The organism is Micromonospora chalcea (assembly GCF_002926165.1).
Classification (GTDB): domain Bacteria; phylum Actinomycetota; class Actinomycetes; order Mycobacteriales; family Micromonosporaceae; genus Micromonospora; species Micromonospora chalcea.
On the sequence record NZ_MAGP01000011.1, the window covers coordinates 1 to 14324 of the forward strand.

The following is a 14324-nucleotide window of genomic DNA, read 5'->3' on the forward strand; positions in this document are numbered from 1 at the left end:
GAGTGGCTGCCGGCGTTCCCGGGTGTCGGGGTGGCGGCGGTGAACGGTCCGTCGACGGTGGTGGTGTCGGGTCCGCCGCAGCCGGTTGCGGATCTGGTGGCGGCGTGTCAGGCCGACGGGGTGCGGGTGCGGTTGATTCCGGTGGACTACGCGTCGCACTCGGCGGCGGTGCAGGACGTCGCGGAGCGGTTGCGCGCGGACCTGGCCGACGTGGGCCCGCAGCCGGGGCACACTCGGCTCGTCTCGACGTTGACGGGGGACTGGGTCGAGCCGTCCTCGATGGACGCCGGCTACTGGTACGACAACCTGCGGCAGACCGTGCAGTTTGACGCCGCCGTGCGGGTGGCGGTCGAGGCGGGTCACACCACGTTCATCGAGATCAGCCCCCACCCGGTGTTGACGATGCCGGTGACGGCGATCCTGGACGACGTCGGCGTCACCGGGCACACCCTGGGCAGCCTGCGCCGCGGTGACGACGATCCGACGCGGCTGCTGACCAACCTGGCGACCGCCCACGCGATCGGCCTGCCCGTCGACCTGACGGCCGTCCTCGCCGAGACCGACGTGGTGGCACTGCCCACCTACGCCTTCGAACGGGGACGCTACTGGCTGGACGCGCCCGCGCACCGCGTACGCGACGTCGCCTCGGCCGGCCTCCAGGACACCGGGCACCCGCTGCTCAGCGCGGCCGTACCCGTCGCCGACGACCGGACGGTGGTGCTGACCGGGCGGCTGTCGGTGCGTACCCACCCGTGGCTGGCCGACCACGCCGTCGGCGGGGCGGTGATCGTCCCCGGCACCGGCGTCGTCGACATGGTGGTCCGGGCCGGAGACGAGGTCGACGCCGGCCAGGTGGGCGACCTGACGCTGATCAACCCGCTGGTGCTCCCCGCGACCGGCGCGGTGCAGGTGCAGGTACGCGTGGGCCCGCCCGCCGACACCGGCGAGCGGAGCGTCACCGTGCACTCCCGCCCCGAAGAGGACGCCGACGCCGAGTGGACCCGGCACGCCGAGGGACTCCTCCTGCCGCAGCTGCCCGCCCCGACTGCCGTACCGGGGCAGTGGCCGCCGGCCGACGCCGTCGAGGTCGACGCCGACCTGGACGCCTGGTACGTGCAGACGGCCGAGGGCGGCCTCGGCTACGGCCCCTCCTTCCGGGGGCTGCGCCGGGTGTGGCGCGGCGACGGCGAGGTCTACGCCGAGGTGGCCCTGCCCGAGGAGGCGAGCGCCGACGCGTCCCGCTTCGGGCTGCACCCGGCCCTGTTCGACGCGGCCCTCCAGGCCAGCGGCGTCACCGCCCTGCTCGGCGACGCGGCGGACACCTCCGGGGCGGGCTGGATGCCGTTCGCCTTCCGCTCGGTCGCCCTGCACGCCCACGGCGCCACCCGGCTGCGGGCGCGGCTGCGCCCGCTCGGCCCGGACACCGTCGCGGTCACGCTCGCCGACACCGCCGGCCAGCCGGTCGCCACCGTCGAGTCGCTGACGTTCCGCCCGGTCGCCGCGGGCCGGGCCGACGAGGCCGCCGCCCTGCGCCGCACGTCTGTGTTCCACCTGGACTGGACGCCGTTGACGGACACCGGGGCGGCGGCCGGGCAGGCCCGCTGGGCGCTGCTCGGCGACGACACCCTCGGCCTCGCCGGGGCGCTCGCCGCCGCCGGGCACCCGGTGCGGTCCCACGCCGACCTGGCGGCGCTGGTCGCCGAGATCGGGGAGTCCGGGGACGTACCCGATGTAGTGCTGGACCTGCGCTCCGGCGCGGAGCCGGACCCGCAGCGGGCCGGTGAGGCCGCGCACGACGCGGCCCGCGACGCCCTCGCGCTGGTGCGGCAGTGGTTGGGCGAACCCCGGCTGGAGCGGTCCCGGCTCGTGCTGCACACCCGGGGCGCCGTCGGCGCGGCCCCGGGCGAGGCCCCCTGCGACCTGGCCCGGGCGACCCTGTGGGGGCTGGTCCGCTCGGCGCAGTCCGAGCACCCCGGCCGGTTCACGCTGCTCGACACCGACGACGCCGCCGCCTCCCTGGCGGCCGTCCCGGCGGCCGTCGCCTCCGGCGAGCCGCAGCTCGCGCTGCGCGACGGCGCGCCGCTCGTGCCCCGGCTGGCCCGGGCCCGCGACGCCGGTGTGTTGCCGCTGCCCGCCGACGAGGTGCCGTGGCGCCTCGACGTCACCGAGAAGGGCACGCTGGAGAACCTCGCCCTGCTGCCCGGTCCCGAGGCGGGCGGGGAACTGCCGGCGGGCCACGTCCTGGTCGGGATGCGCGCCTCCGGGCTGAACTTCCGCGACGTGGTGCTGGCCCTCGGCATGGTCCCCGACCAGGAGGTGCTGGGCAACGAGGGCGCCGGCGTGGTGCTCGGCGTGGGGCCGGGCGTCGCCGACCTCGCCCCCGGCGACCGGGTGATGGGCATCTTCTCCGGCTCGTTCGCCTCGGCGGCGGTCACCGACCGCCGGCTGGTCACCCGCATCCCCGACGGCTGGTCCTACACCGACGCCGCCGCCGTGCCCGTGGTCTTCCTGACCGCCTGGTACGGGCTGGTGGAGCTGGCCCGGCTGCGCGCGGGCGAGTCCGTGCTCGTGCACGCGGCGGCCGGCGGCGTGGGCATGGCCGCCGTGCAGATCGCCCGCCACCTCGGCGCGGAGGTCTACGGCACGGCCGGCCCCGGCAAGTGGCCGGCGCTGCGCGACACCGGCTTCGACGACGCGCACCTCGCCTCCTCCCGCAGCCTCGACTTCGCCGACGAGTTCGCCCACCGCACCGGCGGGCGGGGCGTCGACGTGGTGCTCAACGCCCTGCGCGGCGAGTACGTCGACGCGTCGCTGCGGCTGCTCGCCGACGGCGGCCGGTTCGTCGAGATGGGCAAGACCGACAAGCGGGACCCGCGGCGGGTCGCCGCCGACCACCCGGGCGTCAGCTACCAGGTCTTCGATCTCATCGAGGCCGGCCCGGAGAAGATCGGCGCGATGCTGGGCGAGCTGATGGCGCTTTTCGCCGCCGGTGCGCTGCGGCCCCTGCCCCGGCGCACCTGGGACGTCCGGCGCGCCCCCGAGGCGTTCCGCTTCCTCAGCCAGGCCCGGCACGTCGGCAAGCTGGCCCTGAGCATTCCGCAGGCGCCCCGGCTCGACGGCACGGTCCTGGTCTCCGGGGCGACCGGCACCCTCGGCGCGCTGCTCTGCCGGCACCTGGTCACCGCGCACGGCGCCCGGCAGCTGCTGCTGGTCAGCCGGCGCGGCCCGGACGCCGACGGCGCCGACGAACTGCTCGCCGACCTGAAGGCGCTCGGCGCGGACGTGTCGATCGTCGCCGCCGACCTGGCCGACCCGGACGCCGTGGCGGACGTGCTGTCCATGGTGGACCGGCGGCACCCGCTGCGCGCCGTCGTGCACGCCGCCGGCGTCCTCGACGACGCCACCGTCGAGTCGCTCACCCCCGACCGCCTCGCCGCGGTGCTGCGGCCCAAGGTCGACGTGGCGTGGAACCTGCACCGGGCCACCCTCGGCCACGACCTGAGCGCGTTTGTGCTCTTCTCCGCCGCCGCCGGCGTGTTCGGCGGTCCGGGCCAGGGCAACTACGCCGCCGGCAACGCGTTCCTCGACGCGCTGGCGGAGCACCGGCGGGCCCTCGGCCTGCCGGCGGTCGCGCTGGCGTGGGGCCGCTGGGCACAGGCCAGCGGCATGACGGGCCACCTCGACTCGGCCGACATCCGCCGCCTCGACCGGGGCGGCATGGCGGCGCTCTCCGACGCCGAGGGGCTCGCCCTGTTCGACGCTCTCTGGCGCTCGGAGCGGGCGACACTCATGCCCGCCAAGATCGCCACCGGCGTGGCCGCGCCCGGGTCGCCCGTACACCCGCTGCTGACCAACCTGGTCCGCGCCGCCGGCCGCCGGGCCGCGGCCGGCGAGGCCGCCGACGGGCAGGCGTACGCCGAGACGCTGCGCGCCCTGCCCGACGACAAGCGGGTACGTGCCCTGCGCGACCTGGTGCTGGCGCACGTGGCGGTCGTTCTCGGCCACGGCGATCCGGCCGGCATCGAGCCGACCCGCGCGTTCCGGGAACTCGGCTTCGACTCGCTGACCGCCGTGGAGCTGCGCAACCGGCTCGGCGCGGCCACCGGGCTGCGGTTGCCGGCGACGCTGGTCTTCGACAACCCGACGCCCGAGGCGCTCGCCGTCCACCTGGCCGGGCAGTTCGCCCCGGTGAGCCCGGCCGGCGAGCCGTCGGCGGCGGGCCGGGAACTCGACCGGCTGGAGGCGGCGCTCGTCGGGCTGGACCCGGCCGACGACGAGTTCCGCCGGATCACCGACCGGCTGCACGGCCTGCTGGGCCGGCTGACCGAGCGGCAGGCGGACGCGGACGGCGACGACGACCTGGAGTCGGCCACCGCCGAGAACATCTTCGACCTGATCGACCGCGAGCTGGAGACGTCGTGACCACCAGCCGCAACGACATCGGCATGCCGAGTGAGGTAGGTCCACGGTGAGCAACGAGGACGAGAGGTACGTCGAGTACCTGAAGCGTACGACCTCGGAGCTGCGGCGTACCCGGCGTCGGCTGCGCGAGCTGGAGAGCCGGGACTCCGAGCCCATCGCCATCGTGGCGATGAGCTGCCGCTACCCGGGCGGCGTCGACAGCCCCGAGGCGCTGTGGCAGCTCGTGCACGACGGCGGCGACGGGATCGGGCCGTTCCCCGCCGACCGGGGCTGGGACCTGGAGAACCTCTTCCACCCCGATCCCGACCACCCGGGCACCAGTTACGTGCGCGAGGGCGGCTTCGTCTACTCCGCCGCCGACTTCGACGCCGACCTGTTCGGCATCTCGCCGCGCGAGGCCGTCGCCATGGACCCGCAGCAGCGGCTGCTGCTGGAGACCTCCTGGGAGGCGTTCGAGCGGGCCGGGCTGCCGCTGCCGGCCGTCCGGGGCAGCCGTACCGGCGTCTTCGTCGGGGCCTCGTCGCACGGCTACGACGGCATGATGGCGCAGGCCGAGAACGGCGAGGGTCACCTGCTCACCGGCAACGCCACCAGTGTCATCTCCGGCCGCGTCGCGTACACCCTCGGGCTGGAGGGGCCGGCGGTCACGGTCGACACGGCCTGCTCGTCCTCGCTCGTCGCCATCCACCTGGCCGCGCAGGCCCTGCGCAACGGCGACTGCGAGCTGGCCCTGGCGGGCGGCGTGACGGTGATGCCCACCCCGGCGGTCTTCGTCGGCTTCAGCCGGCAGCGCGGTCTCGCCGCCGACGGGCGGTGCAAGGCGTTCGCCGCCGGCGCGGACGGCACCTCGTGGTCCGAGGGCATCGGCATGCTGCTGCTCACCCGGCTCTCCGACGCGCAGCGGCACGGCTACCCGGTGCTCGCCGTGGTACGCGGCAGCGCGGTCAACTCCGACGGCGCGTCCAACGGGCTCAGCGCCCCGCACGGTCCCTCCCAGGTGCGGGTCATCCGCCAGGCCCTCGGCAACGCCCGGCTCACGCCCGAGCAGGTCGACGTGGTGGAGGCGCACGGCACGGGCACCCGGCTCGGCGACCCCATCGAGGCGCAGGCGCTGCTGGCCACGTACGGGCAGGACCGCGACGAGGCTGCGCCGCTGCTGCTCGGGTCGGTGAAGTCGAACATCGGGCACACCCAGGCAGCCGCCGGCGTGGCCGGTGTGATCAAGATGGTGCTGGCGATGCGGCACGGCGTCGTGCCGCCCACCCTGCACGTCGACGAGCCGTCGCCGCAGATCGACTGGACCGCCGGGGCCGTCACCCTCGCCACCGCCGTCACGCCGTGGCCGGCCGTGGACCGGCCGCGCCGGGCCGCCGTGTCGTCGTTCGGCGTCTCCGGCACCAACGCGCACACCATCATCGAGCAGGCCCCGGCTCCCGCCGAGGTCGAGGCCGAGGCCGAGCCGACCACGCCGCAGGCCCGCACGGTGGCCCCCGTGCTGCTCTCCGCCCGCTCCGACGCCGCGCTCGCCGCGCAGGCCGGCCGCTGGGCCGCCCGGTTCACCGCCGACGACACCCTGCGCCCGCTCGACGTGGCCTTCTCGTCGGTGACCTCCCGCTCCACCCTGGACCGTCGGGCCGTGCTGTCCGCGACCGGCCGCGACGACCTGCTCGCGGGGCTGCGCGCCCTCGCCGCCGGGGAACCGGCCGGTACGGTCGTGCTCGGTGCCGGGGTGCCGCGCGGCCAGCTCGCGGTGCTCTTCTCCGGCCAGGGTGCGCAGCGCGCCGGCATGGGCCGGGAGCTGTACGCGGAGTTTCCCGTCTTCGCCGCCGCGTTCGACGAGGCGTGCGGGCACCTGGACAGGGCCCTGCCGCGCCCGCTGCGTGAGGTGCTCTTCGCCGCCGAGGGCTCGGCCGACGCCGACCTGCTGGACCAGACGGTGTTCACACAGGCGGGGCTGTTCGCCGTCGAGGTGGCGTTGTTCCGGTTGGTCGAGTCGTTCGGGGTCGTGCCGGATTTCGTGGGTGGCCATTCGATCGGCGAGGTCACGGCCGCGTGTGTGGCGGGGGTGTTGTCGCTGGAGCACGCCTGTGCGTTGGTGGCGGCGCGGGGCCGGTTGATGCAGGCGCTGCCCGCCGGGGGTGGGATGCTGGCCGTCGCGGCCACCGAGACCGACGTGGCGGCCACGCTGGACGGGCTGGCCGGCGTGGGGATCGCGGCGGTCAACGGTCCGCAGGCCGTCGTGGTCTCCGCCGCCGTCGAGGCCCTCGACGAGGTGGAGCGGGTCTGGCGTGAGCGGGGCGTACGCGTCCGCCGCCTCACCGTCAGCCACGCGTTCCACAGCCCGTTGATGGAGCCGATGCTCGCCCGGTTCCGCGCGGTGCTCGACAAGCTCACCTTCGCCGCGCCGTCGCTGCCGGTCGTGTCGAACGTGACCGGGGCACTGGCCGACGCCGACGAGATCCGCACGCCCGACTACTGGGTGCGGCACGTGCGCGAGGCCGTCCGCTTCGCCGACGGGGTCGCCGCGCTGCGCGCCGCCGGGGCGGACACGTTCCTGGAGATCGGCCCGCGCAGCGTACTGACCGCGATGGCGGCCGACATCCTGCCCGCCGACGACGCCGTGCTCGCCGTGCCGGCGCAGCGCGCGGACCGGCCCGAGGCGCACGGGCTGCTGGCCGGGCTGGCCGAGCTGCACGTGCGCGGGGTGGCGGTCGACTGGCGGCAGTGGTTCGCCGACACCGGCGCGCGCCGCGTGGACCTGCCCACGTACGCCTTCCAGCACCAGCGCTACTGGCCCGAGGTCGGCGGCACCGCCGTGACGGCCGTGCCGGGTGACGCCGCCGAGGGGGACTTCTGGGCGGCCGTGGAGCGTGGCGACCTGACCGGGGTTGCCGCCCACCTGGCCGTGCAGGACGATCCCGCGGCAGTGGAGGCGCTCGCCCCGGCCGTACCGGTGCTGTCGTCGTGGCGGCGGGCCCGGCAGCGCGACGCCGTGGTGGACGGCTGGACCTACCGGGTCGAGTGGGAACCCGTACGCCCCGCCGCCGTTCCGGCGCTGACCGGCCGCTGGCTCGTCGTCACCGCCGACAACGACGACGCCGGGGTGGCCGGCACGTTGACCGGTGCCGGCGCCCACGTCGACACCCTGACCGTCGCCCCGGGCGTCGATCGCGCCGAGCTGACCGGGCTGCTGCGCGGCCACGGCGAGCAGGGCTGGGCCGGCGTGCTCTGCGTGCTGCCCGCGACCGACCGGGCGCTGCCGGACGCCCCGGCCGTCTCCGTCGGCGCCGCGCTGCTGCTCACCCTCACCCAGGCGCTCGCCGACGCGGGCCTGCCCGGCCGGCTCTGGTGCCTCACCCGGGGCGCCGTGCGCGCCGGGGCCGGCGAGACCCTCACCGACCCGTGGGCCGCCCTGGCCTGGGGCCTCGGGCGGGCCGTCGCCCTCGAACAGCCGGACCGCTGGGGCGGCCTGGTCGACCTGCCCGCCCGCGCCGACCGCGCCACGGCCGACGCGCTGCTCGCCGTCCTCGCCGACGCCGGGCACGACCAGGTGGCGATCCGCCCCCAGGGCGTCCTCGGCCGGCGGCTGGTGCCGGCCGTGCCGCCGGTGGGTGTGGGTTGGCGGCCTGCCGGGACGGTGCTGGTGACCGGTGGTACGGGTGCGTTGGGTCGGCATGTGGCGCGGTGGTTGCTGGCGAACGGGGCCGGTGAGGTGGTGCTGGCTTCGCGGCGGGGTCCGGGGGCGCCGGGTGCGGCGGAGCTGGTGGCCGAGTTGGGTGCGGTGCGGGTGGTGGTCTGCGACGTCACCGACCGGGCTGCCGTCGAGGCTCTGGTCTCCGGGCTGCCGGAGCTGACCGCCGTCGTGCACACCGCCGGCGTGATCGACGACGGCGTCCTCGACGGGCTCGACCTGACCCGGATGCAGGCCGTCCTCGACGGCAAGGTCCGCGCCGCCCGGGTCCTGCACGAGGCCACCGCCCACCGCGACCTCGACGCGTTCGTGCTCTTCTCCTCCCTCGCCGGCGTCATCGGCAGTGCCGGGCAGGGCAACTACGCGGCGGCCAACGCCTATCTCGACGCGTTCGCGGCCTGGCGACGCGACCAGGGCCTGCCCGCCACCGCCATCGCCTGGGGCGCCTGGGCTGAGGACGGCATGGCCGCCGCCCTGACCGCCCGGCTCGCCCGGGGCGGGGTCGACGCGCTCCCCGCCGCCGAGGCCGTCACAGCCCTCGGCCGGCTGGTCAACACCGCCGAGCCGGCGGTCACCGTCGCCGCCGTCGACTGGGGACGCCTCGCCGCCTCCTGGGGCCGGCCCACGCCACTGATCGCCGCCCTGCCCGGGGTGCCCGCCGTGCCCACCGGTCCCGTCCGCGCCGTGGTGGTCGGCCGGTCCCTGCCGCAGCTCGCCGACCTCGTACGCACCCAGGCCGCCGTCGTGCTCGGCTACCCGGCCGGGCGGCCGCTGCCCGAGCGCACCTTCCGTGACCTCGGCTTCGACTCGCTCACCGCCGTCGAGCTGCGCAACCGGCTGACCGCCGAGACCGGTATGACCCTGCCCGCCACGCTGGTCTTCGACCACCCCACGGTCGCCGAACTCGCCGCCCACCTGCACGGCCTCACCGCCGGGCACACCACCGGCGAGGTGGTCGCCGACGGCACCGGCCGTGACCGCGAACCGATCGCCATCGTCGCGATGAGCTGCCGCTTCCCCGGCGGGGTCACCTCGCCCGAGCAGCTCTGGGACCTGCTGGCCACCGGCACCGACGCGCTGAGCCTGATGCCCGGCGAGCGCGGCTGGAACCTCGCCGAGCTGTACCACCCCGACCCCGAGCACCTCGGTACCAGCTACGTCCGGGAGGGCGGCTTTGTCGCCGGTGCCGGCGAGTTCGACCCGGCGTTCTTCGGCATCAGCCCCCGCGAGGCCCTCGCCATGGACCCGCAGCAGCGGCTGCTGCTGGAGACCACCTGGGAGGCGTTCGAGCGGGCCCGGATCGACCCGACCGCCCTGCGCGGCAGCCGCACCGGCGTGTACGTCGGCACCAACGGCCAGGACTACGGCTCGCTGCTGATGGCCACCGGGGACGTCGACGAGAACTACCTCGCCACCGGCACCTCCGCCAGCGTCATCTCCGGCCGGCTGGCGTACACCTTCGGGCTGCACGGCCCGGCCGTCACCGTCGACACGGCCTGCTCGTCGTCGCTGGTCGCGATGCACCTGGCCGCGCAGGCCCTGCAGACGGGGGAGTGCGACCTGGCCCTGGCCGGCGGCGCCACCGTGATGGCCACCCCCGGCATCTTCGTCGGCTTCTCCCGCCAGCGCGGTCTCGCCGCCGACGGCCGGTGCAAGCCGTTCGCCGGAGCCGCGGACGGCACCGGCTGGGGCGAGGGCGTCGGCCTGCTGGTGCTCCAGCGGCTCTCCGACGCCCGCCGCGACGGCAACCCGGTCCTCGCCGTGCTGCGCGGCAGCGCCGTCAACCAGGACGGCGCCTCCAACGGCCTCACCGCCCCCAACGGCCCCGCCCAGCAGCGGGTGATCCGGCAGGCCCTCGCGAACGCCGGACTCACCGCCGAGCAGGTGGACGCCGTCGAGGCGCACGGCACCGGCACCACCCTCGGCGACCCGATCGAGGCGCAGGCCCTCATCGCCACGTACGGCCAGGACCGGCCCGCCGACCGGCCGTTGTGGCTCGGCTCGATCAAGTCGAACATCGGGCACACCCAGGCGGCGGCGGGTGTGGCCGGGGTGATGAAGATGGTGCTGGCGATGCGGCACGGGGTGCTGCCGCCCACGCTGCACGTGGACGAGCCCACCCCGCACGTCGACTGGACCGGCGGCAGCGTCGAGCTGCTCACCTCCGCCCGGCCGTGGGAGCCGGCCGACGGGGTACGCCTTTCCGCCGTCTCCTCGTTCGGGATCAGCGGCACCAACGTGCACACCATCCTCGAACAGGCCCCCGCCGACGAGCCGGAGCCCGGACCGGCGGCCGACGTGCCGACCGGGGAGCTGCCCTGGGTGCTTTCCGGGCGCACCGTCGACGCCCTCACCGCCCGCACCCGGGACCTGCGCGAGCACCTCGGCACAGTGGACGACGACGCGCTCGTCGACGTCGGCTGGTCGCTGGCCGCCACCCGCGCCGCCCACGATCACCGGGCCGTCGTCTTCGCCGCCGACCGCGACGACCTGGCCGCGTCCCTCGACGCGCTCGCCGCCGGCCGGCCCGGCCCGCAGACCGTCACCCGCGCCCCCGGCACGCCGGGCGAGGTCGCGTTCGTCTTCCCGGGCCAGGGATCGCAGTGGGCCGGGATGGCCGCCGAGCTGCTCGACACCGCCCCCGTCTTCGCGGAGACGTTCGCCGCCTGCGCCGAGGCGCTGCGCCCGTACGTCGACTGGTCACCGACCGACGTGGTGCGCGGCGCGCCCGACGCCCCGTCGCTGGAGCGCGTCGACGTCGTGCAGCCCACCCTGTTCGCGGTCAGCGTCTCGCTCGCCGCACTCTGGGAGTCGTACGGGGTGCGCCCCGGAGCCGTCGTCGGCCACTCCCAGGGGGAGATCGCCGCCGCGTACGTCGCCGGTGGCCTCACCCTCGACGACGCGGCGGCCGTGGTCGCGCTGCGCAGCCGGATCATCGCAGGCATCGCCGGGGACGGCGGCATGGTCTCGGTCGCCACCACCGCCGACGAGGCCACCGCGACGATCGCCCGCTGGTCCGGCCGCATCGCCCTGGCCGCCGTCAACGGACCCACCTCCGTCGTGGTCTCCGGCGACGGCGCTGCCCTCGACGAACTCGTCGCCCACTACGAGTCCCACGAGGTGCGGGTGCGCCGCGTCCCCGTGGACTACGCCTCCCACTCCGCCCACGTCGAGCAACTGCGCGAGCAGCTCCTGGAACTGCTCGCCGGGCTGCGGCCCCGCACCGGCGAGGTCCGGTTCCGCTCCACCGTCGAGGGGGACTGGCTCGACACCGCCGCCCTCGACGCCGACTACTGGTACCGCAACCTGCGGCAGACCGTCCGCTTCGACGAAGCGGTACGCAGCCTCGTCGCCGCCGGCTACCAGACCTTCGTCGAGATCAGCGCCCACCCAGTGCTGACGATGGCCACGCAGGAGAGCGTCGAGCTGGCCGCCGCCGACCCGGACGCGGTCACCGTCACCGGCAGCCTGCGCCGGGGCGAGGGCGGCCTCGGCCGCTTCCTGCGCGCCCTGGCCGAGGTCTGGGCCGGAGGTACGGCCGTGGACTGGCGGCCCGCCTTCGCCGGCCTCGCCGGGCGTCGCCTCGACCTGCCCACGTACCCGTTCCAGCGGCAGCTCTACTGGCCGCAGCCGTCGACCACGCCCGCCCCCGCGGTCGGGACCGCCGGTGCCGTGGCCGACGACGAGGTCGACGCCCGGTTCTGGGCGGCCGTCGAGGCGGAGGACCTGACCGCGCTCACGACTGAACTCTCCGCCACGACCGAGCCGGGGCCCGTCCCGGAGACGGCGTTCGCCGACGTGCTGCCGGTGCTCGCCGCCTGGCGTCGCCGGCACCGCGACCAGGCCACCGTGGACTCGTGGCGGTACCGGGACAGTTGGACGCCCGTCGCCCCCGACGCCTCCGGCGAGCCGGCCGTCACCGGCACCTGGTGGCTGCTGACCGGCCCCGACGACACCGGCGCGGCCGAGGCCGGCTTCTGCGCCGAGGCGTTGCGGCGCCACGGCGGCACCGTCGTACCGCTGGCGCTGGACGCCGACCGCACGGACCGCGTGGCGCTCGCCGCCCGGCTGCGCGACCTCGCCGACGGCGGCCCCCGCCCCGCCGGGATCGTGTCGCTGCTGCCGCTCGACGAGACGCCCGCCCCGGCGTACCCGTCCGTGCCGGTCGGCTTCGCCGGCACCGTCACCCTCGTGCAGGCGCTCGGCGACGCCGGCGTCCGCGCGCCCCTGTGGTGCCTCACCCGGGGCGCCGTCGCGACCGGCCCGGCCGACCCGCTGCCGCACCCGCTACAGCAGCTCACCTGGGGCTTCGGCCGGGTCGCCGCGCTGGAGCACCCGGACCGCTGGGGCGGCCTCGTGGACCTGCCCGACGAGCTCGACGACGCGGCCGGCCGCCGGCTCGTGCGCGTCCTCGCCGGTGCCGACGGGGAGGACCAGGTCGCGCTGCGGTGGGCCGGCGCGTTCGGCCGGCGACTGCTGCACGCCCCGCTCGGCGACACGCCCGCCCCGCGCGCCTGGCGGCCCTCCGGCACCGCCCTGGTCACCGGCGGCACCGGCGCGCTCGGCGGGCACATGGCCCGCTGGCTCGCCGCCAACGGCGCCGCCCACCTGGTGCTGGTGAGCCGGCGCGGCCGGCAGGCCGAGGGCATCGCCGACCTCGAGGCCGAGTTGGTCGCACTGGGCGCCCGGGTGACCGTCGCCGCCTGCGACGCCGCCGACCGCTCGGCGCTCGCCGCCGTCCTCGCCGACCTGCCGTCCGAGCACACGCTGACCACAGTCGTGCACACCGCAGCCGTGCTCGACGACTCGGTGATCAACTCGCTGACGCTGGACCAGGTCGACTACGCGCTCAGCGCGAAGGTCACCGCCGCACTGAACCTGCACGAGCTGACCCGCGAGCTGGACCTCGACGCGTTCATCCTGTTCTCGTCGATGGCCGGCACCGTCGGCAGCTCCGGCGTGGGCAACTACGCCCCCGGCAACGCGTTCCTCAACGCCCTCGCCGAGCACCGCCGCGGCGTCGGCCTGCCCGCCACCTCCATCGGTTGGGGCGCCTGGGGCGGCGGCGGCATGGCCGACGGCGAGTTCGGCCGGATGCTGCACCGCCACGGCGCACCCGAGATGCCGCCGCGGCTCGCCGTCGCGGCCCTGCACCAGGCCGTCGAGCACGACGAGACATTCCTGACCATCTCGAACATCGCCTGGGAGCGGTTCTTCGTCGCGTTCACCGCCACCCGACCCGGCCCGCTGATCTCGGAGATCCCCGAGGCGCAGCGGTTGCAGGCCACCAAGGGACTGGCCGAGACGAAGGAGACCGACGAGGCCGGCCCGGCCGGCGCGTTCACCCGGATGAGCGCCGCCGAGCGCCAGCAGGCGCTGCTCGACCTGGTCCGCGACCAGGCGGCCACGGTCCTCAGGTACGCCGACGGCCAGGCCGTCGACCCGCACCACGCGTTCCGCGACCTCGGCTTCGACTCGGTGACCGCGGTGGAACTGCGCAACCGGCTCGCCACCGCCACCTCGCTGCGGCTGCCGGTGACCCTGGTCTTCGACTACCCGTCGCCGACCGCGCTCGCCCGGCACCTGCACGAGGAACTGGGCGGCGAGGCCGCCGTGGCCGTCGAGGCCGCCCCGGTGGCGTTGGGCGACGACGAGCCGGTGGCCATCGTGGCCATGTCCTGCCGGTTCCCCGGCGGGGCCAACGATCCCGAGCGGTTCTGGCAGATGCTGCACGCCGGCCGCGACGCCGTGTCGGACCTCCCCGGCGATCGGGGTTGGGACGTCGAGCGCCTCTACGACCCCGACCCCTATTCCACCGGCACCTCCTACGTCCGCAGCGGCGCCTTCCTCTACGAGGCGGCGGAGTTTGATGCCGGTTTCTTCGGGATTTCCCCCCGCGAGGCGTTGGCCATGGATCCGCAGCAGCGGTTGTTGCTGGAGGTTTCGTGGGAGGCGGTCGAGCGGGCAGGGGTTGAGCCTGGGGTTCTGCGGGGTTCGCGAACAGGGGTGTTCGTGGGCACGAATGGTCAGGACTATGGGGCCCTGCTGATGGTGGCGGGGGACGAGGTGGAGGGCTTCGCGGGAACGGGCAACGCCGCGAGTGTGGTGTCGGGCCGGGTGGCGTACGCGTTGGGGTTGGAGGGGCCGGCGGTGTCGGTGGACACGGCGTGTTCGTCGTCGCTTGTGGCGTTGCACCTGGCGGTGCAGTCGC

General features: G+C 75.9%; 2 protein-coding genes. Both read left to right on the forward strand.

Going from position 1 to position 14324, the window contains the following annotated elements:
* Positions 1–4422: SDR family NAD(P)-dependent oxidoreductase (locus BAW75_RS02320; RefSeq protein ID WP_146074787.1), on the forward strand; the 4422-nt coding region annotated here is incomplete at its 5' end.
* A gap of 46 nt (positions 4423–4468) precedes the next feature.
* On the forward strand, positions 4469–14324 hold a 9856-nt coding region (locus tag BAW75_RS02325; protein WP_104112460.1), incomplete at its 3' end, for a type I polyketide synthase.